The sequence below is a fragment of the Methanocaldococcus sp. genome (assembly GCF_024490875.1).
In the GTDB taxonomy this organism is placed as follows: Archaea; AGJL01; Methanococci; order Methanococcales; family Methanocaldococcaceae; genus Methanocaldococcus.
In genome coordinates, this window is record NZ_JACCLX010000021.1 from 28,331 (window position 1) to 51,577 (window position 23,247).

A 23,247-nucleotide genomic window follows, 5' to 3' on the forward strand; every position below is an offset into this window, starting at 1 on the left:
TAAAATAAAAATTTTGAGGTGATATATTGCATCCTTCTTTAAAGTATATGAGAAGGGACAGATTGCCACATATTTTCTGTTCTGGTTGTGGTAATGGAATAGTTATAAACTGTTTTTTAAAGGCTATTGAAGAATTAAACATTAAGCCAGAGGACTATATAGCTATATCTGGAATAGGTTGTTCATCAAGAATTTCAGGCTATCTGTATTGTGATTCTTTACACACAACCCATGGAAGACCTATTGCCTTTGCAACCGGTGTAAAAATTGCAAGGCCAGATAAATATGTTGTAGTATTTACAGGAGATGGAGATTTAGCGGCTATAGGAGGGAATCATTTCATTCATGGATGTAGGAGAAATATAGATTTAACAGTTATCTGTATAAATAACAACATATATGGAATGACAGGAGGGCAGGTTTCTCCAACAACTCCTTATGGAAAAAAAGCAATTACTGCCCCTTATGGCTTTATAGAGAATAGTATGGATCTATGTAAATTGGCTATGTCTGCTGGAGCCACTTATGTGGCAAGATGGACAACGGCTCATCCAATTCAACTTGTTAGAGCAATTAAAAAAGGCATTCAGAAAAAAGGATTTTCTTTTATTGAAGTAGTTTCTCAATGTCCAACATACTATGGTAGATTTAATATTTCAAAAAGACCAGCAGATATGATTAAATTTTTTAAAGAGAATTCCATTCATATAAACAGAGCTAAAAACCTAAGTGAAGAAGAACTAAATGGAAAAATAATAGTTGGAGAGTTTTTAGACATTGAAAAACCAGAATTTGTTGAAGAATTAAATAAATTAATAGAAAGACTAAAAGAAAAAAATAAGGAATAAATAAAAATAATCTGGTTGGGTAATTTATTGTTTTATTAACTTATTATACACTAAAATTTATTTTCAAATTAAAAAATTCAAAAAAGGAGAGGGACAAAATGAGAAAAGAAATAAGATTATCAGGATTTGGTGGGCAAGGGATAATTTTAGCAGGAGTTATCTTAGGTAGAGCCGCATCTTTATACGATAATAAAGAGGCAGTTCAAACGCAATCTTATGGACCAGAGGCGAGAGGAGGAGCAAGTAAATCTGAGGTAGTTATAAGTGATGAACCCATAGATTATCCAAAAGTTATAAAGCCAGACATTTTAGTATGTATGTCACAACAGGCATATGATAAATATAAAGACGACATTAAAGAAGGAGGGATTTTGTTAGTAGATGAGGATTTGGTTTCTACATCTGAAAAACCAGAAGTTGATGTAAAAATTTATAAAGTTCCATTTACGAGAATTGCCTCAGAAGAGATAAAACTTCCAATAGTTGCGAATATCGTTATGTTGGGAGCATTAACTAAATTAACAAAAATTGTCTCAAAGGAGAGTATGGAAAAAGCGATTTTAGATAGTGTTCCAAAAGGAACTGAAGAAAAAAACCTTATGGCATTCAATATTGGCTATGAAAAATTGATTTAGGGATGAATAATGTCAAAAATATTATTTAATCCAGAAGTTTTAAAGCATAAACCTAAATTTTATCATGTAGAGAATCCAGAAAGAGTTAAAATAATCTTAGAAAATTTGAAATCAAAAGGATACAACGATATAATTTTGATGAATGAAAAATCCACTATTGATGAGATTTTAAAAATTCACGATAAAGAGTATGTTGAAACTATTATTAATCTAAGTAATTTAAATTTTACATACTATGACACTGACACCTATATATGTAAAGGCACACTAGATGCGGCATTATCAGCATTTAAAATGTCCAAAGATGCTGTAAAGTTATCTTTAAAAAATAAAGATTTATATTTTGTTTTAACAAGACCTCCTGGACATCATGCTGGAATCTCTGGGAGGGCTTTAGGAGCTCCATCAAATGGATTCTGTATTTTTAACAATATTTGTGGTTCTGCATATTTATTAAAAAAATTTATGAAAAAAGTTATAATAATTGACTTTGATGTTCATCATGGAAATGGCACACAAGAAATTTTTTGGAATGATGAAGATATTATTCATATAGACTTTCATCAAAAAGGAATATATCCTGGAACTGGGGATATTTTTGATTTAGGAGGAGATAATGCAAGAGGGACTAAAATAAATCTTCCATTTAAATCACATTCTACTGATTCTGATTATATATATGCATGGGTTGAGATTGTAGATCCTATATTAAAATACTTTAAGCCAAAAATTGTTTTAGTTTCTTCTGGTTTTGATGCCTATATGAATGATGGCTTAGCATCTATTGATTTAACTGAAACATTTTATAAGTTTGCTGGCTATAAATTAAGTAAATATAGCGTTGTAAGTGTTTTAGAAGGGGGTTATGGGATTGGCTTAAAATATGGTCCAGTATCTTTTTTAGAAGGATACGAGAAATTAAATATAGAAGAAGACAAATATATATTTCCTTCCGAAGATACTAAAGTAATGGTTGATACAGTTAAAAAGACTATTAGTGAATATTTGGATATATTTTAAACCAAAACTATATTTAAGTGAGGGAAATTATGGTAAAGATAAATTACAAAAAATGTGGCTATTGTGGAGCGTGTGTAGGAGTTTGCGAACAACTGGCTATTAATTTAATAGAGCATATTATAGAGATTGATATAGAGAAGTGTAATAACTGTAATATGTGTGTAATCGTATGTCCATTAAATGCATTAGAGGGAGAATAATGATGAGAGAATTAAACGATACTTATGATGTTGTTGTAATTGGAGCAGGACCTGGAGGATGTATGGCAAGTTATGCTTCGGCAAAGAATGGGGCTAAAACTTTGTTAATAGAGAAATCTCAAGAAATTGGAGAGCCTGTAAGATGTGCTGAGGCAATTCCATCAATAGAAGAATTTGGTATAAAGCCAAAACCAGAATTTGTAAGAAATATTATCAAAGGAGGTATTTTATTTTCTCCTTCAGGAAAAAAGGTTATAGTTACTCAAGATAAAGCACAAGGATATGTCGTAGAAAGGAAAATTTTTGACAAGTATTTGGCTATAAGAGCGGCTAAAGCAGGTTCAAAAGTAGCTGTTAAAACAACAGCAATAGGATTAGAAAAAGATGGGGATTATTGGAATGTTATAGTTGAATTTTTAGGAGAGGAATACTGTATAAAAACTAAAATTGTTATAGCGGCGGATGGTGTAGAGAGTAATATAGCAGAGTATGCTGGATTAAAAGCAAAAAAGAAACCTTTGGAAATTTGTTCCTGTGCAGAATATGAAATGGCTAATGTTAAATTATTAGACAAAAATATGATGGAATTTTATTTTGGAAATGAAATATCCCCAGGAGGTTATGTTTGGATATTCCCAAAAGGAGATACTGCCAATGTTGGTTTAGGTGTGAGAGATAGAAAAAAGAAGGCAATTGACTACTTAGAAGATTTTATAGAAAATGGTATGGCAAAGGATAGATTAAAAGAAGCAACGCCTATAGAATTTAAAGTTGGAGGAGCGCCAGTTTCAGGACCTATTGAAAAAACATACACTGATGGAGTTTTAGTTGTTGGAGATGCTGCTGGGCAAATAAGTCCTCTAACTGGTGGAGGGATTAATTTAGCTATGGATTGTGGATTAATATCTGGAGAAGTTGCAAGTAAGGCAATAAAAGTGAATAATTGGAGCGAGAAAATTTTAAAGGAATATGAGGATAGATGGAAAGAGAAACATTACGAGTACTTAATGAATCACTTAAAATATAGAAAAATTTTAGAAAAAATGAGTGATGATGAATTAGATGCTTTAGCAGAAGCTTTAGGAGAGAGTTTAGATGGTATAGATTTGAAAAAATTTGTTAAAAGAATAATAACTAAAAAACCTTCCCTTTTAAAATACTTTAAGGATTTGTTATAAATATTATTTTTTTGGCTTTTTAACTACTAAAACAGGACAATGAGCATTTTTAATAACTCTTTCAGCAACACTACCTAACAATATTCTTTCTAATCCAGTTTTTCCAGTAGTACCCATAACGATTAAATCTGCCTCTTTTTTTTCAGCATATTCAACAATTTCCTTTGCAGGAACTCCCTCTATCATTTCAGCATGAACTTCTACATCATTATCTTCTGCCAATTTTTTAATCTTTTTTAATGCCTCTTCTCCTTCCTCTCTTAACACTTCACTTATCAATTCCCAAGTGCCTTCTGCTGGAATTCCAACAAATGGAGAGACATCAACTACATATATAGCATAAATAACAGCATCAAATTTTTGGGCAATTACAATTGCGTGCTTTGCTGCTTCAATTGAAACATCTGATCCATCAGTTGGAACAACTATTTTTTTATACAAGTTTTCACCATATATTGTTTTACTTAGAGATTATGTATATTAGTTATTTTGTAATTTATGGATATAAATCTTTTACCTTACATAGAAATAATAATACAACGGCAATGATGAAAAGAGGGTTATCTGAACTGTGATGAAACTTACCCGAACTGAGCCATTATTTCTTTTCTTTTTCTTTATCTAAATCCATAATTACAATTCCTTCTTTTAATTTTTCAACTTCCTCTTCACTCAATATCTCCTCCTCAACGCCTTCTCCAATAATTGCACTATGACCTAATGGATCAATTAGTATTAAAGTTGCCTCATCTTTTCCTTCTTTTAATTTTTTTATTCTCTCTCTAATTTCCTCTGCTTTCTTTTTTTGCTCTTCTGTTTCAGCCCATCTAATTAAAGTTTGTAAGATATTATCAACTCTATTTAAAACTCCTTCAACATTACTAACAAATCCCTCAGCCAATGGACCTGGTTTTATTTCAACTCCTAACTCAGGAATTTGAATATAGGCAGAGGAACTTCTAACAACTCTTTTATTTAAATCTTTTTCACTTTTAATTTTTAATTTATATCTTTTTGGTTCTCTAACTTCTAATGGAAATACATCGCTCCTTCTAAAATTGCATTTTTCACATATCATTGTTGTCTCCAATACAGGACCAAAGTATGGAATGTCTATTTGATGAGTAGTTATTACAAAACTTCCTTTACTTCCACAAACTGGACAGTCTAATCTCTGAACATTTTGAACATTCTCCATAACTATCACCTAAGGGAACTTTTAATCAATTTATTATATAAAATTTTCTATATGGTTTTTAGTAGATAACTTTTATATATTTCTTGTAGAATAAAATTATTCGACAGCGATAATATAAGCGATAATATAATGATTAATTATAAAAAATGTAGGAAAATATTTTCCTCTATGTTAGTGAGAGTATGTATAAAAAATTAGAAATCATTGAAAGGGCAATATTGTTAAATCCTCAATATATTCAAACATTCAGGGAAAAATTAAAAATTACTCAATCAAAATTGGCAAAAGAAAGTGGTATTAGTCAATCTCATCTTAGTATGTTGGAAAAAGGAAAAAGACAATCTACTAAACTTATAGCAACTGCAATAACTCTTGGCTTATTAAAATGTTTTTCCTCAAAAAATATTGAAAATCCAATAATTGAACTTTTAGACACTCTATCCCTATTAAAATTTGAAGATACATTTATTGAATTTGTCTCCGAGATAATAAATAAAGGTGAAAAAAGATATTTGAGAATTATAGATAATTATCCAATATTGATTATAAGTAGAGAAACCCTATTAAATGAAATGAGAAATAGATTAAAAGTTATGAGCATAGAAAGTATTGAACTGTCAAGAGGAAAAATAAAAGTTTTTGGCTATCATATAGATAATAAAAATGTTGAAATTATTTTGGACTGTTCAGACATTAGAAGATTAGAAAAAAAATTTATGGAAAAAACTGGAAAAAAAGTAATTATTCAAGTGTTTCCAAAAGATGAAGTTCCTCCAATCTACTCAACTAATAAAGATTGCATTATAATCCACTACTGGTGAGAAGGTGATTAATATAGTTTTATTATATTTAATATCTTTAATAACTTCAATTGTTGTTGCTCTACTCTTAAAAGTTCCTATACTACCCAAAAAAAAGCCTATTAGATTTAGTTTTGAAACATCTATAATATTCCCAACGCCTATATTGGCATTAGGAATTGAGGCAATTCTTAGGAATTTGTTTGGAAATTATATATATTTAGCTTTTATTGCTGGCTTATTTGGGGCTTTGTTGTCAAAGTATGCTCATAAGTTATTTGGTGAGGTATAATGGAAATTTTAGATATTATAAAACTTATAATTGCTGGAATTATCTGTTGGATTAACTTCGTTCTCATTGATACTTACTTTGGACTACCAGAAAAGCCAGGAGTTTTAGGGGCTAAAACAATTGGAGAAAAAATTAAAGAAATTGGTGGAAATCTGAATGGAGGATACTTTATGGGTAATATTGTATGTTCTCCAGACGCTTCGGCAGGAACTTTGTTGGCTTCAATTATGAACTATCTAATGGGTGTTGAAGGTGGGTTAATAACTGCCTTGTTAGTTTGGATAGGAAATAGACTATGTGCAGATCCAGGATACGCTGGGACTACTGGTGCTTTAACTATAACTTTAATTATCTATCTCTTACATCCAATAATTGAGGCAAAATATTTTGTTGGGGGAATGATTTTGGCAATATTTTCAATTCAAGGATTTGAGCATAAATATGCCTCTATATTACTTGGAAAAATTGCTAAAAAGATGAATAGAGGGGAATAATGGACATAATAGAAGGAGTTATTGGATTTATAGCATTGTTAATGGTTTTCAGAATATTTTTAACAAGAAGTAGAGCCAGAAAATTGTTATATTTATGCTGTTTGAGTTTTTGTATCTCTGCATTAATTGCTCTCTATGTAAAATCCCCTATGGGAGGAATAGTGGCAATAATATACTTTATATGTTCAACATTGACATCTAATGCCATAGCATACACAATAGAGCAAGTAAAAGATATAGAATAAAAATAAAGGTGAAAATTTGGAAATTTTATTAATTGTTTCAGTAGTTTGTTGTATTCTTGGAGGTTTAGGAGTTATATTGCACACAAACCCAATAAACAAGATAATAATGTTAGGCCTGTTAAATGTTGGCTTAATTGGAATGATTGTTTCATCTTACTATTTGGATATAGCAATAATCTCCTCAATCTGTGAACCAATATCAACAATAATACTACTCCTTGGATATATGAAATACTTGACAACATTAAAGAAAAAACAAAAATATGGAAGAGAGTTGCCAATATTGTCTAAATAAAAGGGGATAGTTATGGAATATATTGAATATTTACTGTATCTTGGTTATGTATTGTTAATTATTGGAACTATTGGAGCAATTGTTGGACCAAAATCTAACGATAAATTAATCAGATTACTAAATACAGAAGTAGCCACTTTTGGAGTTTGTTTTATATTTTTGGCTTATGATGAGGCATTGGCATTAATGACATTCATAGCAGTTAATGCAATTTTAAGTTTAATCTTAGTTAGGGCAATAATTCAAAATGCTGAATATGAAGAAGAATCTGATATTGAATAATAATTTTAGGTGGAATAATGAAAAAACTTGGTAAAATTTGGAATTATCTCTCAAAGCCAGAAGTCGTTCCAAGGATTTTCTCTATATTTTTGGCATTAATATTTATATTTGGATTATTAACTCCTCATTACCTAAATCCTAATCAACTCTATCCTAAACCAATTCCACACTCACAGACATTAAAAACTCCTTTAGCCCCTTATGACAGAGGAGGTATTCCTTTGAAAAAACCAGCATTGATAAAGGCACAGTATCCTGAATATGCTCCAAACATTGGAAAGATAACTGCCTATTTAACTCCAATTGCAGAATGGATTAAAAGTAAAACTTACTACTTTGGAACAACAATAGTTTCAACGCCTGGAGGTATATTGGATGAAATTCTTTACTATACAAGAGGGATGGATACAGTTCTTGAAAGTACTATACTGTTAGTATCATTTATTATATTCAGTTGGCTCTTATTCCATAAGGATTAGGTGATATTTATGGAGAATCCAGTTATTTATTTTTATAATCCGACAATATTAGTTGGATTTTCTATTGGTATTTTATCATTATTTGCAATTGGTTCGCAAAAAGATGATTTACATGCTTTAATATTAACAGATTTAGTTGAGTGTGCTATGTTAGTAATTATAGCAGGAGTAGATACAGATCTAGCTGAAGCATTAATTTTACCAGGTTTAGTTGTTAGTTTAGCAGAACTTTTGGCAGTTTCTGAGATGTTAATAAATAGAAAAATTATAAAATCTAAAAAGCCAAAGCCAAAAGTTTATAAATTATTCGAAGAGTTCAAACTTCCAATACATACAGGAGATTTAAAATACAATGTCCAAATGGAAGTTTTAAAAACATCTCCTAAGTTTTTTGCATTAGTTCTTATAATTTATGGAGCAATACTAAGTGGATTTACAGGAGGGGCGGTTATCGCTACTGGACTGTTATTTTATGCTTTATCTTTAAGAGTCAGAGGATTGGAATTATCTGAAGAGTTAAAAACTCTCTGGGAGGGAATGGCTGGACTTTCAGGAATTGCGTGGAGCTTATGGATTATAGGATTTTTAGGATTCTTTCTATTCCCAAAAAAATGGCTTTTATTCTTATTAATGGCTGGTTTAGGTTTAGTTTTAAAGGTTGGCTCAAAACTTGGACTTATTGGATTCATAGGTGAGGCAAAATGATTGAAAATATTAATGGCATTTTGTTAGGAATTGTTCCATTTGGTGATATTGTCTTTAACTTCACAGAATTTTCATTTATTGGATTTATAATTGCTATAATATTTACAGTTATTGCTTATCTAACAAAACCAGAAAAGCAGTTAGAAGCACAAAAATTTAGAGTTGAGGATAAATTGGAAATTGTTACTCTTAAAGAGTTAAAGATTAGAAGAATGATGGCTATATTTTGTGGATTGGCTACTGCTGGGGCTATGGTAACCTATGATCTATTTGACTTTGCATTATTCTTAACATTGGTAGGAATTGCAAACATTGGAATTATTTCTGCTGTAAAAAAAGAGCATGTTTTGAATGCAGGTTATCAGTATGGTTTAATAGCGATGATTTCTACACTTCCATTGTTTGGCTCAGCAGGGTTAATACTGGCAAAAACTGGAACTTTATCTATATTTGAGTTATCAAAGACTTCAATATCTTTATTGTTTGAAAAAATTATATTTGCCTCTGGAATGGCCGGCGAGACAGGAGTTGCTCCATTCTATGCCGCTAAGGCAGAGATGTTTAGAGCCCCTGGATCCCCATATATCTTAATGATACACTTATCTTCACTACTGTTAATTGTAAGGACTGTCGAAATTTTATTAACAATTTAAGGTGAGAATATGGATGAGGAGAGAAAATTGGGGCTTTATTTATTGATAATAGGAATCTTATGCGTTATAGGTATGATAATTTACAATGGATTGATAGTATATATTTTGTATGTTATTGCTATTCCTTCACTACTTTATGGAATTGGCTCATTCCTAATTCCAAAAACTCGTAGAAAAGGAGCAGGAAAATTACCATTTAGAGGTTATTAAAAATAAATTAAAAATAAAAATGGTGGTGTAAAATGAGTTCCTCACTATTGGGAACATTAAACTTAACATTATTTGCATACTTAGTTGGTTCATTGTTGTTAGGATTACATAGAAAAATAATGGCGAGAATTCAAGGAAGACCAGGACCACCAATTATTCAGTATCTTCTACATACCTTAAAATTCTATGTAAAGGAGATAACTTTTCCAATCACTGCTGGAAATCCTCTATACATATTTGTAGTTTTGTTAGATGTCGCTGTATGGTTATCAGCATTAATTATAGGAATTGACCTCAAATCTTCATTATTAATTATAATAGGAATTTATGTTTTACAAAAAATAGTTGAGCATGGATGTGGTTTGTCCTCTGGATCTCCTTATGGAAAATTAGGAGGGGTAAGAAGTGTATTCTCAGCCGCGGCAGAGGTTCCCTTATTTGCAGTAGTTGCGGCTATATATTTAACAACTCACTCAGTATTAATTTCAGATATTTTAAGATATCAAGAATTACACGGCAGTTTAATCTTTAAAATGCCAATTTGTGCATTTGCCTTCTTTATATTACTTGTATCAAAATCTCCATACAGTCCATTTGGAATAGTTAAAGGTAAAGATATAGTTAGTGGATACATGACAGAGCATTATGGTTTGTTGGCATCATTGATATACATTGCTGAATCTATTGCATATTTCGTATTATTGTGGCTGTTTATAGCAATATTCATTGGACCAGTAGTTATAAGTAATCCATTATTAACTTTGGCTGTTATGATTTTACTAACAGTAATATTGGCATTTATAAATGGTTTAACTCCTTTATTAGCCCCTCATCACTCAGTTATGCTTCAAATGACTATTGCAGGTTTGGTTTTGTGCGATGTCCTTTATAGATTATTTTTAGGGGGATAAAATGAGAGGATATATTTACTTCTTTACAATTGCATGCATTATAACAATAATTTATTGCATTCTAATAACTATATTCCAGTTAAATGTTAGTTTAGATCTATTCATATTCTTATTACTCTTAATATTAACTATATCAATCACAAATAGAAAAATAGCCCGCAAAATGGAAAATTTAGAAGTATTATTTATGCTTATAATTTTAATATTCTTTGCCTATGCGTTGTATAAACTTTACATTCCCGCATAAAGTGGTGAAATTATGGATTTATTCTATTTAAATTTAGCGATAATTTCCTTTATAATTGGCAATATTATTGGGTTAGAATACAGTTATAGAAAATACCCTAATCCCTATGTAGAAAAAAGTATTGATAAATTGGCGTTATCTTTGGCTATAATTGGAGGAATTTTGATAAACACCCCTTTATATATAATTGGAACTTTATTAATTGGCTTTCCATTAGGAATGAGACCAGGATATGGAAGAGTTGAGTTAGTTGTTGGAATAATTACTGCCTTAGTAGTGAGAGGCATAATTTCATTAGTTTAATTTATTTGGTGGTAATTATGGAAGAAACATTGAATATTGACAAAAAGTATGTTGAAAATTCGTTAAAGCAGAAGATAAATGTCCTTAAAGATAATAGATTTTTAATGGATGAAGTTTTTATTCCAATATCTAAGGCGTTAAAAATTGATGTTGATGAGGTAATTGAAATATTTCTAAAAAAATTGGACTTTACTTCATGTTATGAACTACACGCCTATGCAGAACAGGCAAGAATGGGATGTTTAGGTAGAAAGGTTGATATTGACTTAGGTTTATGTTGGCTATGTGATTTCTTTGGGTTAATTAAAAAAGAAGAGGCAGATTTAATTAGAAAAAAAGTTGTAGAACTTCATGTTTTGTATAAAAAACCTTATAAAGAAGCGTTAGATGAAGGAAGGAAATTGATTATTAAGTTGCTAAGGGAGGAATAAATATGGTAAAAAAGTTGTTTAGAAAGAGGTCAATCAATGTCTGTATTGTCAATACTGGGGGATGTAATGGATGCGACATAGAAATAGTTTCCTGTCTATCTGCGAGATATGACATAGAGCAGTATGGAATTTATGTTCATAACAATCCAAAAGAGGCAGATGTTTTGTTAGTTACTGGCCCTGTAACATTACAATGGGCTGAAAGATTAAAAGAAATTTATGAAAAAACCCCCGAACCTAAGATTGTTGTCGCAGTTGGAGCATGTGCATTGAGTGGAGGAATCTTCAAAGAGGGGCATGTAATTGGAGGAGTTCATAAAGTTATTCCAGTAGATGCTAAAATTCCGGGATGCCCTCCAAGACCCTCTGAAATAATTGAGGCAATATTGAAAGTGGCTCCAAAGGCGTTGGCAATGAGAGAAGAGAAGTTAAAAGAGAAAAATAAATGAAAAATTATAAAAGAGTGAAATTATGGCAACAGTTCCTATTGGTCCTATTCATCCAATATTAAAAGAACCTTTAAGAATTAAATTAATATTAGAGGGAGAAAAACCTGTTGATGCTGAAATTGAAATGGGTTATGTTCATAGAGGAATAGAAAAAATTATGGAAGGGAAACACTGTCATAAAGGAATTTATTTGGCTGAGAGAGTTTGTGGAATCTGTTCATTTATTCACACTATGACATTTGCTGAATGTATTGAGCATATTTCAAAAATAGAAATTCCTGATAAAGCAAAATATTTGAGAGTAATAGTATGTGAATTGGAAAGAATTCATAGCCATTTAATTGCTTCGGCAGTTTATAACTTATCAATAGAGCATGAAACTCTTGGAATATGGCTTTTAAATGTCAGAGAAATAATTATGGATTTAATAGAGATGATTACTGGGAATAGAATTAATATGGGTTATATTGTAGTAGGAGGTGTTAGAAGAGACATAAATAGAGAGATGATTGATGAAATAAATAAAAAACTCGACATTTTGCTTGAAGAACTAAAAAATATTATTGAAGTGTTTGAAAATGGACCATTAATAGCTTTAAGAAGCAAAGGGATTGCTATCCTACCTTATCACGAAATTATGAGAACGAGGGCTGTTGGACCAGTATGTAGAGGCTCTGGGCTTCCAGAGAGTGATTGGAGATTGAGACATTCAACATATCAAGAACTTAAATTTAAGCCAGTTTGGAGAAAAGAGGGAGATAACTTTGCAAGAATGATGGTTAGGCATGAAGAAATCTTAGAGAGTGTTAGATTAATTAGGAAATGTTTAGAATTGTATGAAGAGAGCCAAGGAGATATTAGAGTTAAAGTAGATATAAGAGGAGGCAAGGGTGAGTGGAGAAACGAAGCTCCAAGAGGGGAGGTATTGTATAAAATGGAAATTACTGATGGAGGGATTATAAAAAGAATAATGATCAGAACTCCAACTGTAATGAACTTAGAGGCATATAAGTATATGTTAAAAACCTGTCCAACAGTCTCTGATGCAGTATCTGCCTACGCCAGTATAGATCCCTGCATATCATGCACTGAAAGGACTATAATTGCTGTAAAAGATGGTAAGGAAGTTCCTATAAACTTTGGGCATATTTAGGGTGGTATTTATGGCATCCTCTTTATGGTATCTTTATGAATTTGTTAAAAAAAGATGGATTAAAAATTTTATTAATGCCAAGGCAAATAAAAGTTCTTATATTCCACCAGAAAGGTATAGAAAAGTTCCTTCTATTGTTAAATTTCCTGAGAGATGTATATCTTGCGAAGGATGTAAAGAAAGTTGTCCTGCCTTTGCAATTGAATTAATTTACAATGAAAATTATAACAAAAAAATTCCAAAAATTGATGAAGATTCATGTATTACCTGTGCCAACTGTGTCGAAGTTTGCCCTACTGGTGTCTTAGAGATAGATAAGCATAGAGTTGAAACTGAGGGATTGTTTTATAGCAAGCCAAAGTATCACAATCTTATAATAGATGAAGAAACCTGTGTCAGATGTGGAAACTGTAAGAGAGTTTGCCCAATAAATGTTATTGATATTAAGAATGGAAAGTATGTAATTGATATTAACTTATGTATTTACTGTAAAGAGTGTATAAAAGCGTGTCCAATAGAAAATGCTATAATAGTCGTTGATGAGAAAAAACTAAAAGAAAAGATTGAAAAGGCTTTTGAACTTAAAAATAAAAAGATTACCAATAGATTAGAAGTAGAAGAAAATAAAATTGAGGATATTCCTCACATAGTTAATAGTTTGTGTATAACTTGCGGAATTTGTAAGGATGTGTGCGTGGGGGAGATTAATTTAGTAGAAAAAAAAGTTGTCAATTGTGTAAAATGTGGTTTATGTATTGAAGTTTGTCCAACAACAGCAATAAGATTAAAAGTTCCAATAATTCCAAAGAGAAGAGATATTTGCTATGTTATTGATGAAGATTTATGTATTGGTTGTAGAATTTGTCAGAAAATTTGTAAGGTTGATGCAATTAAAATCAGTAAAGAGACAAAACTTCCATACATTGTTCCAGAATTGTGCGTTAGTTGTGGATTATGTGAAAGAGAGTGTCCAGTCAATGCTATAAAACCTGTTAAGCCAGAGGAGGCAAAAGAATTAGTCAAAGTAAGAATAATAGAGAACGAAATAATTGAAAAAATTGAAAATGATTTAATTAACTACACTAAGAAGTATGGAAAGGTTTTAGAAGAGATTGAAAAATTGGCAGTTAATAAACTGAAAGAGGAATTAAGAAAGAAAGTTTATGAAGAAAATAAGAGGATAAAGGAAATTAAGAGGGAGTTTTATGATAAAAGAAATAATATATAAACACTTAGAATTAGAAAATAAAAATATTGAAATATTCCCAAAGTTTAATTTAATATTTAACAAAAGAGAAATTATAGTTAAAGAAGATAGATGTATAACCTGTGGGAAATGTATAGAGATTTGTCCAGTTAATGCCATATCTTATGATAAAAGTGGCTTATTTATAAAAATTAATAGAGAAAAATGTATTTTTTGCGGAAAGTGTAAAAAAGTTTGCCCAAATGATGCCATTGTAATAATAAAACTAAAATGCGAGATTAATGAAACTGCAAAAATAGTTGAAATAAACAAATATGAATTTATTGAATATATTAAAGAAAGATGCGCCTCTTGTTTAGTATGCCTAAGAAACTGTCCATACAAAGCCATTGAAGAGTATGGATCTAAAATAAGAATTGATATAACTAAATGTGAGTTATGTGGAAGATGCGAAGAAATATGTCCTCTGAATGCTATAATATTAAGATAATTTAGGTGATTTATTTGATTGAAATAAAAAAATCTTTAAATGAAATTTTATCGAAGATTGATGGAGATAAAGATTATATTACAAAAGTTGCTCACAAAATAAAGCCAATAACTTACAGATCTCTATATGTTAATGAAAGTAAATGCGTCAGATGTAATCTTTGCTATAAAGAGTGTCCAGTAAATGCAATAGAAAAGGCGAAAATTAGAAAACCAGTGAAAATTATTGATGAGAAGTGTGTTAAATGTGAGATCTGTGTTCAAACATGTCCAGTTGGAGCTATATATATAATAGAAGGTAAGGCAGAGGTTAAAAATAGTGAAATACATTATTTAATAAAGGAAAAAACTATTCCCCATAGAAAAATTAGACTAAAAAATTATTACATAGATAAAGATAAATGTGTAAAATGTGGAATTTGTGCAAGATATTGTCCTACTAAGGCTATAAAAGTTAAAATAAGGAAGAGTATAGAGATTAATTTAGATTTATGTATGGGTTGTGGAGCTTGTATGGAAGTGTGTCCAAAAAAATGTATAAATGTTGAAAATGAGATAGGGGAAGTTATAAAAACAAAAGACATTGAAGTTAATAAAAACTTATGTGTTGGTTGTTTTGTCTGTGTTGAAGAATGTCCAGTCAATGCCATTGAAGAAGAAGGAGGCAAAGTTAAAATTAATAAGGATAAATGTATATTATGTGGAAAATGTGTAGAGGTTTGTCCAGTCAATGCTATAAAGATGGAAGAGAAAAAATAAAAATTATTTTTTACCCAGTAAAGCCATTTTTGCAAGTAAAGAACTTAACTGAATTCTTTCATTTGCTCCTTCTACTATTCTAAAATCAGTTTCTCCTATGTAATCTGCCAATTCAACCTTTTTTCTCTCATCAATGTTTAAATTATTTATCTCTCTAAACATCTGATTTAATATATCTTCTCCACTCATACCCCACTCAACCATAAGTTTATATAATAAATCTCTCGCCTCCATAAATTTGCCTTCTAATGCCAATTCCATCATTTTTTTAACTTCCTCAGGTCTTGCTCTTGAAGATACTTTATAGATAATTTCATCATCTATAACATTACTTAATGCAGCAGCAGTTTGTAATACATTTATAGCCTTTCTTAAATCTCCTTCACTAACATAGATTATTGCATCTAATCCACTCTCAGTTAATTTTAAATTCTCCTTTTCAGCAATCTCCTTTAATTTTTTTGCAATATCTTCTTTTTTAAGTGGTGAGAATCTGAAAACTGCACACCTTGATTGAATTGGAGGAATAATTTTACTTGGGTAATTACAGGATAGGATAAATCTACAAACATTTGAGTATTTCTCCATAATTCTTCTTAAAGCGTTTTGAGCATCTGCTGTCAAAGCATCACTTTCATCTAAGAATATTATCTTAAATGGTATATCTCCGATTGGTTTAGTTCTTGCAAATTCTTTTACTTTTGTCCTAATAACATCTATTCCTCTTTCATCAGAGTTATGTAATAAAATTGGGACATTTCCAGCAAAGAACATTTCATTATTTGGGACACTAACATCATATACATAGTCGTTATAATCAATAATTTCAATTTTTTTCACTTTTAATGCATGTAAATCAGTATAAGCCAATTTATGTAATAGATAGTATATGTTTAATTCTTCTTCGCTTAATTCTTCCTTATTTATCATTTTTAGGATTTCTCTAATTAATATCTTAGAAACTCTCTCTTTTTTCTCATAAAGTTGATGCCTTAAAACATATCTCCAATTTCCATTTATCTTATCTTCAATTTTTTTCAGCAATTTTATAACTATATCTGCTGGCAATAAATCACTTTTCTTCCAATTCATTCCTCCTTTCCATATCAGTCTAACTTCTCTGTTAAATATTGAACTCTCTATTCCTGATATTCTCGAAAGCCATGCGATATCGATTAATAAATCTTTTGAAACTGATGTTATTCTAATTACTTCATTCCATTTTCCACAGCCATCTCCATCAAATACCCCTTTTAAATATGCTACTCTTTCATTAATTGGCAGTTGATATATAAAATAAGGAACTCTTTTGTTTCTTGCTCTTTTGCCATTTCTATCGTAGAAATTGTCTCTAATAAACTTTGCAATTTGAGTATTTAAAATTCTTATCTGTGTTGCTGAATATCTTGACCTATCAAATCCTGAAGATGTTTTATTTTTATAGGATTGTAATTCTAATTTATCTACTATTGACTCCAATTTTTTAATTAACTCTGTTTCATGGTTTCCTAATGTGTATATAACTTGTCCAGAAGTGTTATTTTTAAAACCTACCGCCCCTTCCGCAGTGTATAAACCAAGCATCCATGCAATATCTTCATTTAGTTCTAAATTATCGACCACTCTAACTCTTGATGTTATTGCTTTTGGAGAGTATTCTTTTAAACTTATATTTTCCAAATCTCCTCCAATATTTGCAGTAAAACTCAATAAAAAGTCACCTACTTTAATATCACTTGCTTTTTTAGTTATTAGTCCATTTTCACTAAGCATCATTATAGCATGGTTTCCAGTTAATTCTAATACAGCCCCTCCTTCAAGATGAACTCTCAATATTTTTTCCACTTTATGCCTTATTATCTTTGAGACCTTTGCCCATCTTACTTTATAATTATCATCAACGGTTAAAACTTCTAAGTTATCTACATCTTTATATTCCTCATCTTCCTCTTTGAAATAAATTTTATCCAACTCTGCAAAGGTTGTTCTTTTAGTTACTCCATTAATTTTTACCAATATTGGAGTATCCTTAGAAACAGACGCATTAAGTTCTAAAAAGTTCTCCCTCCAATTTTCTCCAAATAAATCTCTTGCTAAACATAAAGCCGCGGTTGTATTGTGCAATATAGTTGGTAAATTACCTCCAACAAAGTTGTGATATTTTGGAACATGTAAATCATAGATTATGAAATCCCCATATAATTGCTCAATTTCAACAATTTCATCCCAATAGATTTCATTAGATGCTAAGAATAATAAATATCCTATACAATCTAACAATTTATTATCTCTAATTTTATCTAACTGGTTATATATCCTATTTAAAATAGCATTACACAATTTTCTACATTCATTATTGCCTAAAATATTGCTTTTTAATTTAACATTTTTAATTCCCAACTTTTCACAGATATAATTTATTTTTTTCACATCTACAATTATTTTATCAGAAATTTCTTCAAAAATTGTTATTTTATAAATATTATTTACTTTTTCCAATTTAACGATAACACCATATTTTAATAGTGCATAACTTAATTCTTCTGCAAAATCTTTATTTGTTGTAGGTAATATTATTTTATTATCCTTTTTGATTCCTTCACATTCAATATAAGCATCTAAAAATACTTTTAAAGTATCACTATTCATAATATTATTTGGAATCCTTTTATTGGCTAAATTATATTTTTTAATTACTTCTAATGCCTCTTTTGAAATTATTGTTATACAATTATCTCCCTCTATTATCTTAGCATCCTTAAATAAACTTTTTGTAAGTTCTAAGAACTTATTTATAATTTTTTTATCATTGTGGGTGAAGATAATCTTATCATCTTTAATATATCCTTCTGCTACATAATAGGCAATCCATCTAACTAAATCAATGTTTTCATTATCTTTATTATTATCAAAAACTACATATCTTGGTGTTGCTAACTTATCTCCAACCTTTAAATTTTCTGCCTTTTCCCATTTTATTTCTCCATTTTTGTTATTTATTAGTAGAGGATGGTAGGTTGTTACTTTTAATTCTCTTCCCATCTTAGTTTTTATCTTTATTAAAGCATTGGTTTTATCCTTATATACATACTGCACATTAAATTCTCTAACTTTTCCTTCTTCATCAACTCCTAAAACTTTTATATTATCAGTTAAAGTTGCTCCAAATTTTCCATTGCTTATTTCATCAACAACTTCTCCAATCTCTCTAATCTCCCCATTTACAATAACTTTTATATCTCCTGTTAAGCACTTTCCAACTCCTGGTGGTCCGCTAAACAAAAGATGGGGCATGCTCTTTTTTTCAACATATTTTTTTAATCTCTTTACTATCTCATCTTGTCCAACGATTTCATCCAATGTCTTTGGTCTATACTTTTCTACCCATGGCTCGTCCATAGTTTCACCACCAATTTATCTAATTTTTAAAATTAATTTTTAATTCTTTTATATTTACTTTACTTTTTTATCTTAATTCATGCTCTAAAATTTCTCCAAATCTTGATTTAACAATATCTCTTTTACCTAAAACTTTAGCATGAGCGTCAAATTCAACGATTGCATAGTCATAAAGTTCTTTTATAGGATAGTATGTCCTTGGACCATCACTTATAGCTATTTTAATAATATCCTTTTTTAAATTTTCAATTGGTAAGGCATGAGGAACCCCAGAAACTACTATTAAATCAATATCATCTAAGCTATTTAATATCTCAACAACTTTTTCTCCACTTATTGGATATTCATCTAATCCACCAGTAATATAATCTGGTCTGAATCTTTTTAATATATTTTTTGCATCGTTTCTAATTTTTTTAAGCCCCTTATTTTCATCTAAGTTTGCAATATTTACGCAGTTAAAATATTTATTTAACACAATTAGAGGATGGACAAATAAATAGGCAGTCTCTTTTTTAGCATTTAATACACAAGCTATTTTTGTATCTTTATTTTTCATAGATTTTAATAAATTAATAACATCCTCAGTATCATCCTCATAAGTTGGTTTTATATACTCTCTCTTAGCCATTCCCCTACTTTTTTCAATTTCTGTTGCTTTTTTTAATAAATATTTTTGCCTTTTAAATTCATCCTCATCGATTATTCCTAATTTTAGGGCAGATTCCATTGCCTTTATAGCCCCAACAGTATTATCTCCAAAACCACTATGAACTTCTACAGGAATTACTGTTGCCTTTTCATAGTTGACAAATTCCTCCAAGTTTTCTCCAATAATCATACTAACACAAGTCCCCACAATACCAATTAAAGGCTTTTCTTTATTTAACTTATTTTTTAAGTATTCTACTGCATAATCTAAAACCTTTTTTAAATTTTCTGAAGCTCCAAAAACAATGGCATTTTCATCAATATTTGATGTAAATACTCTAACGCCATCTAACTCTAACAGCCTCGCAGTTCTAAAGCAACATCCACTTGGTCCGTGTATAATTATAGCATCAACTCCAATGTCTCTAAGTTGATACATAGCCGCAGCAATAGGAGAAGGTCTCGGATGTATTATCATGCATTCACCTCAATATAGTAATAATATAAATATTTAATATAAATTAGTATTAGTTTTAGTTAAATAATTTTTCAAATTTTCAAATAATTTTAATTGGTGGGATTCGTGGGAAAAAAAATTGTAGGAATTTTAGATGGAGATAGAGTATTAATTTTTGATAAAAATGGCATATCTAAACTATCATCGAGGCAGTATGGAAATGTTGAGGGAAATTTTTTAATACTGTCATTAGTTGAGGCATTATATTTAATAAATTTGGGATGGTTAGAAGTTAAAAATAAAGATAAAAATATAATGAGTTTTGAAGAACTGTATGAATATGCAAAAAACATTGAAGAGAGATTATGCCTAAAATATTTAGTTTATAAGGATTTAAGAATAAGGGGTTATATTGTAAAAACTGGCTTAAAGTATGGAGCAGATTTTAGACTCTATGAAAAGGGAGCAAATATTGAAAAAGAGCATTCAGTTTATTTAGTTAAGGTTTTTACAGAAGATTCCTCTATACTATTAAATGAACTAACAGGATTCGTTAGAGTTGCTCATTCAGTTAGAAAAAAACTTCTCATAGCAATAGTAGATGCAGATGGAGATATTGTCTATTACAAGATGGATTTTGTAAAACCATAAAAATTATAAAAATTTTGAGGGATAAAAATGGTAATCTTAAAACCAGAAAATGAAAGAAAACTAATAATTGATATTTTAAAAAAATTTGGAGTTCCAGAAGAAGATGCTAAAATAACTGCAGATGTTTTTGTTGATGCAGATTTAAAAGGATTTACATCTCACGGAATTGGGAGGTTTCCACAGTATATAACTGCTTTAAAGTTGGGAAACATAAATCCAAAGCCTAATATTAAAATAATTAAAGAAAGTCCATCCACAGCAGTTGTAGATGGAGATTTTGGATTAGGTCAAGTGGTAGGTAAAAAAGCTATGGAATTAGCTATAGAAAAAGCAAAAAATGTTGGAGTTGGAGTAGTAGCAACAAAAAATGCTAATCATTTTGGAATTGCTGGCTATTATTCAGAGTTAGCTATGAATCAAGATATGATTGGAATAACTATAACAAATACAGAGCCAGCAATGGCTCCTTTTGGTGGAAAAGAGAAAATTTTAGGGACTAATCCTATAGCAATTGCATTTAAAGGAAATAAATATAAATTTTCATTAGATATGGCTACTGCATCAATAGCAAGAGGTAAAATTTTAGAGGCATTAAGAAAAAATATAAAGATTCCAGAAGGTTGTGCAGTAGATAAAGATGGAAAGATAACAACAGATCCAGCCAAAGCATTAGAAGGATGTATATTACCGTTTGGAGGTCCTAAAGGTTATGGTTTAGCGTTAGCTATTGAGATGTTGTCAGCTATTGGTGGGGCAGAGGTTGGAACTAAAGTTAGAGGAACGGCAAATCCTTATGAAAAATGCACTAAAGGAGATTTATTTATAGCTATAAATCCAGAGTTTTTTGTTGGAAAGGAGGAGTTTAAGAAAAAAGTAGATGAATTATTAGAAGAGATTAAAACATCAGAGCCAGCAGAAGGTTTTGAAATATTAATTCCTGGGGAGATAGAGGAGAGAAATAAAATGAAAAGAAAGAATGGATTTGAGATTGATGAAAACTTATACAATCAACTAAAAGAAATTTGCGATGAGTTAGGATTGAATATTAAAGATTATATTGAATAAAAATGAATGGTGAAAATAATGCTAATAAAAGATGTTATGAAAAAACCTATTGTAGTTTATGAAGATGATAATTTATGCGATGTAATAAAATTATTTAGAGAAAAAAAAATTAGTGGGGCTCCTGTATTAAATAAAGAAGGTAAATTGGTTGGAATAATTTCTGAAAGTGATATAATAAAAACTATAATTACCCATGATGAAGATTTAAACCTTATTTTACCATCTCCATTAGATTTAATAGAGTTGCCTTTAAAAACTGCATTAAAAATTGAGGAATTTATGGAAGATTTAAAAAAAGCATTAAAAACAAAAGTTAAAGATGTGATGACGAAGAATGTTATAGTTGCAAAGCCTGAGATGACAGTCAATGACGCGGCAAAATTAATGGTTGAGCATAAAATTAAAAGATTACCTGTTGTAGATGATGAAGGTAATTTAGTGGGAATAATTACAAGAGGAGATTTAATAGAAGCGTTAATTTAATTTTTATATTATTTTTTAATTATTTTAACTTAAAATAAAACAAGGTGAAAGTTTTGATTACAATTCAAACTCCATCAAGAATTCATATGGGTCTTATTGATTTAAATGGGTCTATTGGGAGAGTTGATGGTGGAGTAGGGTTAGCTTTGGAAGAGCCAAGTATAAAAATTAAAGGAAAAGAATGTGATGAAATAATAATAGAGTTTGATAGAAAATTATTTAAAAAATTTAATTGTGAGTATATAAAAAATATTGAGGATAGAATTTATAATATATCAAATAAAGTATTAAAAACTATCAATGAAGAGGGAATATATTTAAAAATATTGTCTTTATTTCCATCTCACTCTGGTTTGGGTAGTGGAACTCAAATATCTTTGGCTGTAAGTAAGTTAATAACTAAGATATATGGGAAAGATTTAAATACTTATGAATTGGCTAAGATTTCTGGAAGAGGAGGGACTTCTGGAATAGGTATAGGGGCATTTGAATATGGAGGATTTTTAATTGATGGAGGGCATAGCTTTGGTAAAGGTAAAGATAAGGAAGAATTTAAGCCATCTTCAGCTTCAAAAGGAGTTAAGCCAGCACCAATAATATTTAGACACGATTTTGATTGGGAAGTTATATTAATAATACCAAAGGGAGAACACATCTATGGAAAAAAAGAAGTAGATATATTTAAAAAATACTGCCCAGTTCCTTTAAATGAAGTTGAAAAAATCTGCCATTTAGTTTTAATGAAGATGATGCCAGCGGTTGTTGAAAAAAACTTGGAAGATTTTGGAGATGTTGTTAATAAACTACAATATTTAGGATTCAAAAAAATTGAAGTAAATTTACAATCAGATATTGTTAAAGATTTAATTTTTGAATTACATAAAGAAAAAGATAATAATGTATATTCTGGTTTATCAAGTTTTGGACCTACCGTTTACGCTCTTGGAGATAAAAAATTAATAGTTGAAAAAGCTAACGAAATTTTTGATAAGTATGGAATTTGTGGGGATATTATTATAACTAAGGCAAATAACAATGGATATAGAATTCAGTGATAT

32 protein-coding genes are annotated in these 23,247 nt (G+C 29.9%); 28 read left to right on the forward strand and 4 right to left on the reverse strand.

The features are described from left to right. The first annotated feature begins 26 nt into the window (after positions 1–26). The 5 genes from HZY31_RS03920 to HZY31_RS03940 all read left to right on the forward strand — a co-directional run bounded on the left by HZY31_RS03920 (position 27) and on the right by HZY31_RS03940 (position 3,881). Positions 27–848: a 2-oxoacid:ferredoxin oxidoreductase subunit beta gene (locus HZY31_RS03920; protein WP_297318154.1), complete on the forward strand. Its 822-nt coding sequence runs from the start codon at positions 27–29 to the stop codon at positions 846–848. Positions 849–946: 98 nt separating this feature from the next. Then, positions 947–1,483 carry a 2-oxoacid:ferredoxin oxidoreductase subunit gamma gene (locus HZY31_RS03925; RefSeq protein WP_214400526.1) on the forward strand — a complete coding sequence of 179 codons (537 nt, stop codon included), beginning with the start codon at positions 947–949 and terminating at the stop codon, positions 1,481–1,483. A 9-nt stretch (positions 1,484–1,492) separates the two neighbouring features. Beyond that, positions 1,493–2,503 carry a histone deacetylase family protein gene (locus HZY31_RS03930; RefSeq protein WP_297318155.1) on the forward strand — a complete coding sequence of 337 codons (1,011 nt, stop codon included), beginning with the start codon at positions 1,493–1,495 and terminating at the stop codon, positions 2,501–2,503. Positions 2,504–2,532: 29 nt separating this feature from the next. Continuing rightward, a complete protein-coding gene (locus tag HZY31_RS03935; protein WP_214400524.1) occupies positions 2,533–2,703 on the forward strand; it encodes a 4Fe-4S binding protein in 171 nt (56 codons plus the stop codon). A gap of 2 nt (positions 2,704–2,705) precedes the next feature. Continuing rightward, complete coding sequence (locus HZY31_RS03940; RefSeq protein WP_297318186.1) at positions 2,706–3,881, forward strand: NAD(P)/FAD-dependent oxidoreductase; 1,176 nt, start codon at positions 2,706–2,708, stop codon at positions 3,879–3,881. Between the two features lie 3 nt (positions 3,882–3,884). On the opposite strand, the gene HZY31_RS03945 is transcribed toward HZY31_RS03940, so the two are convergent. Both HZY31_RS03945 and HZY31_RS03950 read right to left on the reverse strand, forming a co-directional pair. Then, a complete protein-coding gene (locus HZY31_RS03945; RefSeq protein WP_297318156.1) occupies positions 3,885–4,322 on the reverse strand; it encodes a universal stress protein in 438 nt (145 codons plus the stop codon). A gap of 157 nt (positions 4,323–4,479) precedes the next feature. Then, positions 4,480–5,079: a ZPR1 zinc finger domain-containing protein gene (locus tag HZY31_RS03950; protein ID WP_214400522.1), complete on the reverse strand. Its 600-nt coding sequence runs from the start codon at positions 5,077–5,079 to the stop codon at positions 4,480–4,482. A 182-nt stretch (positions 5,080–5,261) separates the two neighbouring features. Between HZY31_RS03950 and HZY31_RS03955 the strand changes: the two genes are divergently transcribed. Genes HZY31_RS03955 through HZY31_RS04045 form a run of 19 tightly spaced genes read left to right on the forward strand, consistent with a single transcriptional unit; the run spans position 5,262 to position 15,483 of the window. Next, positions 5,262–5,900, forward strand: a complete 639-nt coding sequence (locus tag HZY31_RS03955) for a helix-turn-helix domain-containing protein (protein ID WP_297318157.1) — start codon at positions 5,262–5,264, stop codon at positions 5,898–5,900. Positions 5,901–5,904: 4 nt separating this feature from the next. Further along, positions 5,905–6,171 carry an energy-converting NiFe hydrogenase A subunit EhaA gene (ehaA, locus tag HZY31_RS03960; RefSeq protein WP_463671217.1) on the forward strand — a complete coding sequence of 89 codons (267 nt, stop codon included), beginning with the start codon at positions 5,905–5,907 and terminating at the stop codon, positions 6,169–6,171. Then, a complete protein-coding gene (locus tag HZY31_RS03965) occupies positions 6,171–6,665 on the forward strand; it encodes a hypothetical protein (RefSeq protein ID WP_297318158.1) in 495 nt (164 codons plus the stop codon). Before ehaA ends, HZY31_RS03965 begins: the two co-directional genes overlap by 1 nt. Beyond that, positions 6,665–6,910, forward strand: coding sequence for a DUF2109 domain-containing protein (locus tag HZY31_RS03970; RefSeq protein ID WP_214400519.1), 246 nt, complete (start codon positions 6,665–6,667; stop codon positions 6,908–6,910). The genes HZY31_RS03965 and HZY31_RS03970 overlap by 1 nt, the downstream gene beginning before the upstream one ends. Positions 6,911–6,926: 16 nt before the next feature. Next, positions 6,927–7,205, forward strand: coding sequence for an EhaD family protein (locus tag HZY31_RS03975; RefSeq protein ID WP_297318159.1), 279 nt, complete (start codon positions 6,927–6,929; stop codon positions 7,203–7,205). A gap of 12 nt (positions 7,206–7,217) precedes the next feature. Then, a complete protein-coding gene (locus tag HZY31_RS03980; protein ID WP_297318160.1) occupies positions 7,218–7,487 on the forward strand; it encodes an EhaE family protein in 270 nt (89 codons plus the stop codon). Positions 7,488–7,504: 17 nt separating this feature from the next. After that, a complete protein-coding gene (locus HZY31_RS03985; RefSeq protein ID WP_297318161.1) occupies positions 7,505–7,966 on the forward strand; it encodes an EhaF family protein in 462 nt (153 codons plus the stop codon). A gap of 9 nt (positions 7,967–7,975) precedes the next feature. Further along, complete coding sequence (locus HZY31_RS03990; protein ID WP_297318162.1) at positions 7,976–8,671, forward strand: EhaG family protein; 696 nt, start codon at positions 7,976–7,978, stop codon at positions 8,669–8,671. Continuing rightward, the gene (locus HZY31_RS03995) at positions 8,668–9,324 is read left to right on the forward strand and encodes a proton-conducting transporter transmembrane domain-containing protein (protein WP_297318163.1); all 657 of its coding nucleotides are present in this window, start codon (positions 8,668–8,670) and stop codon (positions 9,322–9,324) included. Before HZY31_RS03990 ends, HZY31_RS03995 begins: the two co-directional genes overlap by 4 nt. A 9-nt stretch (positions 9,325–9,333) precedes the next feature. Further along, complete coding sequence (locus HZY31_RS04000) at positions 9,334–9,534, forward strand: hypothetical protein (RefSeq protein ID WP_214400513.1); 201 nt, start codon at positions 9,334–9,336, stop codon at positions 9,532–9,534. A 32-nt stretch (positions 9,535–9,566) separates the two neighbouring features. Then, the gene (locus HZY31_RS04005) at positions 9,567–10,445 is read left to right on the forward strand and encodes a respiratory chain complex I subunit 1 family protein (RefSeq protein ID WP_297318164.1); all 879 of its coding nucleotides are present in this window, start codon (positions 9,567–9,569) and stop codon (positions 10,443–10,445) included. A gap of 1 nt (position 10,446) precedes the next feature. Further along, a complete protein-coding gene (locus tag HZY31_RS04010; protein ID WP_297318165.1) occupies positions 10,447–10,692 on the forward strand; it encodes a hypothetical protein in 246 nt (81 codons plus the stop codon). A gap of 12 nt (positions 10,693–10,704) precedes the next feature. After that, positions 10,705–10,995 (forward strand): energy-converting hydrogenase subunit EhaL family protein, encoded by a 291-nt coding sequence (locus HZY31_RS04015; protein ID WP_214400510.1) that lies wholly within the window; start codon positions 10,705–10,707, stop codon positions 10,993–10,995. Positions 10,996–11,012: 17 nt separating this feature from the next. Continuing rightward, entirely contained in the window at positions 11,013–11,426 is a 414-nt protein-coding gene (locus HZY31_RS04020) for a DUF1959 domain-containing protein (RefSeq protein ID WP_297318166.1), read from the forward strand. 2 nt (positions 11,427–11,428) lie between these two features. Beyond that, positions 11,429–11,875: an NADH-quinone oxidoreductase subunit B family protein gene (locus tag HZY31_RS04025; protein WP_297318167.1), complete on the forward strand. Its 447-nt coding sequence runs from the start codon at positions 11,429–11,431 to the stop codon at positions 11,873–11,875. A gap of 22 nt (positions 11,876–11,897) precedes the next feature. After that, entirely contained in the window at positions 11,898–13,028 is a 1,131-nt protein-coding gene (locus HZY31_RS04030; protein WP_297318168.1) for a hydrogenase large subunit, read from the forward strand. A 10-nt stretch (positions 13,029–13,038) separates the two neighbouring features. Continuing rightward, on the forward strand, positions 13,039–14,256 hold the full coding sequence (locus HZY31_RS04035; protein WP_297318169.1) for a 4Fe-4S binding protein: 1,218 nt from the start codon (positions 13,039–13,041) through the stop codon (positions 14,254–14,256). Further along, positions 14,234–14,725 carry a 4Fe-4S binding protein gene (locus HZY31_RS04040; RefSeq protein ID WP_297318170.1) on the forward strand — a complete coding sequence of 164 codons (492 nt, stop codon included), beginning with the start codon at positions 14,234–14,236 and terminating at the stop codon, positions 14,723–14,725. Before HZY31_RS04035 ends, HZY31_RS04040 begins: the two co-directional genes overlap by 23 nt. A gap of 5 nt (positions 14,726–14,730) precedes the next feature. Then, the gene (locus tag HZY31_RS04045) at positions 14,731–15,483 is read left to right on the forward strand and encodes a 4Fe-4S binding protein (RefSeq protein WP_297318171.1); all 753 of its coding nucleotides are present in this window, start codon (positions 14,731–14,733) and stop codon (positions 15,481–15,483) included. A gap of 3 nt (positions 15,484–15,486) precedes the next feature. Here HZY31_RS04045 and HZY31_RS08150 read toward each other — a convergent pair whose 3' ends face one another. Next, positions 15,487–18,882, reverse strand: a complete 3,396-nt coding sequence (locus HZY31_RS08150) for a replication factor C small subunit (protein ID WP_463671218.1) — start codon at positions 18,880–18,882, stop codon at positions 15,487–15,489. A gap of 67 nt (positions 18,883–18,949) precedes the next feature. Then, positions 18,950–20,011, reverse strand: a complete 1,062-nt coding sequence (gene cfbD, locus HZY31_RS04070) for a Ni-sirohydrochlorin a,c-diamide reductive cyclase catalytic subunit (RefSeq protein ID WP_297318172.1) — start codon at positions 20,009–20,011, stop codon at positions 18,950–18,952. 105 nt (positions 20,012–20,116) lie between these two features. Here cfbD and endA point away from each other — a divergent pair, with 105 nt between their 5' ends. From endA to HZY31_RS04090, 4 genes are read left to right on the forward strand one after another with little or no spacing between them, the layout of a single operon-like run. Then, positions 20,117–20,641: a tRNA-intron lyase gene (gene endA / locus HZY31_RS04075; protein WP_297318173.1), complete on the forward strand. Its 525-nt coding sequence runs from the start codon at positions 20,117–20,119 to the stop codon at positions 20,639–20,641. A 27-nt stretch (positions 20,642–20,668) separates the two neighbouring features. Next, positions 20,669–21,706 (forward strand): L-sulfolactate dehydrogenase, encoded by a 1,038-nt coding sequence (gene comC, locus HZY31_RS04080; protein ID WP_297318174.1) that lies wholly within the window; start codon positions 20,669–20,671, stop codon positions 21,704–21,706. Between the two features lie 18 nt (positions 21,707–21,724). Next, positions 21,725–22,189 carry a CBS domain-containing protein gene (locus HZY31_RS04085; protein ID WP_297318175.1) on the forward strand — a complete coding sequence of 155 codons (465 nt, stop codon included), beginning with the start codon at positions 21,725–21,727 and terminating at the stop codon, positions 22,187–22,189. A 56-nt stretch (positions 22,190–22,245) separates the two neighbouring features. Beyond that, a complete protein-coding gene (locus tag HZY31_RS04090) occupies positions 22,246–23,244 on the forward strand; it encodes a beta-ribofuranosylaminobenzene 5'-phosphate synthase (RefSeq protein ID WP_297318189.1) in 999 nt (332 codons plus the stop codon). Positions 23,245–23,247: the final 3 nt, after the last annotated feature.

Excerpts from the sequence above, each read along its gene's own strand:
- HZY31_RS03925 (WP_214400526.1), top strand. The coding sequence starts at position 947 with ATGAGAAAAGAAATAAGATTATCAGGATTTGGTGGGCAAGGGATAATT.
- HZY31_RS03930 (WP_297318155.1), top strand. The coding sequence starts at position 1,493 with ATGTCAAAAATATTATTTAATCCAGAAGTTTTAAAGCATAAACCTAAA.
- HZY31_RS03935 (WP_214400524.1), top strand. The coding sequence starts at position 2,533 with ATGGTAAAGATAAATTACAAAAAATGTGGCTATTGTGGAGCGTGTGTA.
- HZY31_RS03940 (WP_297318186.1), top strand. The coding sequence starts at position 2,706 with ATGAGAGAATTAAACGATACTTATGATGTTGTTGTAATTGGAGCAGGA.
- HZY31_RS03950 (WP_214400522.1), bottom strand. The coding sequence starts at position 5,079 with ATGGAGAATGTTCAAAATGTTCAGAGATTAGACTGTCCAGTTTGTGGA.
- HZY31_RS03955 (WP_297318157.1), top strand. The coding sequence starts at position 5,262 with ATGTATAAAAAATTAGAAATCATTGAAAGGGCAATATTGTTAAATCCT.
- HZY31_RS03965 (WP_297318158.1), top strand. The coding sequence starts at position 6,171 with ATGGAAATTTTAGATATTATAAAACTTATAATTGCTGGAATTATCTGT.
- HZY31_RS03970 (WP_214400519.1), top strand. The coding sequence starts at position 6,665 with ATGGACATAATAGAAGGAGTTATTGGATTTATAGCATTGTTAATGGTT.
- HZY31_RS03980 (WP_297318160.1), top strand. The coding sequence starts at position 7,218 with ATGGAATATATTGAATATTTACTGTATCTTGGTTATGTATTGTTAATT.
- HZY31_RS03985 (WP_297318161.1), top strand. The coding sequence starts at position 7,505 with ATGAAAAAACTTGGTAAAATTTGGAATTATCTCTCAAAGCCAGAAGTC.
- HZY31_RS03990 (WP_297318162.1), top strand. The coding sequence starts at position 7,976 with ATGGAGAATCCAGTTATTTATTTTTATAATCCGACAATATTAGTTGGA.
- HZY31_RS03995 (WP_297318163.1), top strand. The coding sequence starts at position 8,668 with ATGATTGAAAATATTAATGGCATTTTGTTAGGAATTGTTCCATTTGGT.
- HZY31_RS04000 (WP_214400513.1), top strand. The coding sequence starts at position 9,334 with ATGGATGAGGAGAGAAAATTGGGGCTTTATTTATTGATAATAGGAATC.
- HZY31_RS04005 (WP_297318164.1), top strand. The coding sequence starts at position 9,567 with ATGAGTTCCTCACTATTGGGAACATTAAACTTAACATTATTTGCATAC.
- HZY31_RS04010 (WP_297318165.1), top strand. The coding sequence starts at position 10,447 with ATGAGAGGATATATTTACTTCTTTACAATTGCATGCATTATAACAATA.
- HZY31_RS04015 (WP_214400510.1), top strand. The coding sequence starts at position 10,705 with ATGGATTTATTCTATTTAAATTTAGCGATAATTTCCTTTATAATTGGC.
- HZY31_RS04020 (WP_297318166.1), top strand. The coding sequence starts at position 11,013 with ATGGAAGAAACATTGAATATTGACAAAAAGTATGTTGAAAATTCGTTA.
- HZY31_RS04025 (WP_297318167.1), top strand. The coding sequence starts at position 11,429 with ATGGTAAAAAAGTTGTTTAGAAAGAGGTCAATCAATGTCTGTATTGTC.
- HZY31_RS04030 (WP_297318168.1), top strand. The coding sequence starts at position 11,898 with ATGGCAACAGTTCCTATTGGTCCTATTCATCCAATATTAAAAGAACCT.
- HZY31_RS04035 (WP_297318169.1), top strand. The coding sequence starts at position 13,039 with ATGGCATCCTCTTTATGGTATCTTTATGAATTTGTTAAAAAAAGATGG.
- HZY31_RS04040 (WP_297318170.1), top strand. The coding sequence starts at position 14,234 with ATGATAAAAGAAATAATATATAAACACTTAGAATTAGAAAATAAAAAT.
- HZY31_RS08150 (WP_463671218.1), bottom strand. The coding sequence starts at position 18,882 with ATGGACGAGCCATGGGTAGAAAAGTATAGACCAAAGACATTGGATGAA.
- cfbD (WP_297318172.1), bottom strand. The coding sequence starts at position 20,011 with ATGATAATACATCCGAGACCTTCTCCTATTGCTGCGGCTATGTATCAA.
- comC (WP_297318174.1), top strand. The coding sequence starts at position 20,669 with ATGGTAATCTTAAAACCAGAAAATGAAAGAAAACTAATAATTGATATT.
- HZY31_RS04085 (WP_297318175.1), top strand. The coding sequence starts at position 21,725 with ATGCTAATAAAAGATGTTATGAAAAAACCTATTGTAGTTTATGAAGAT.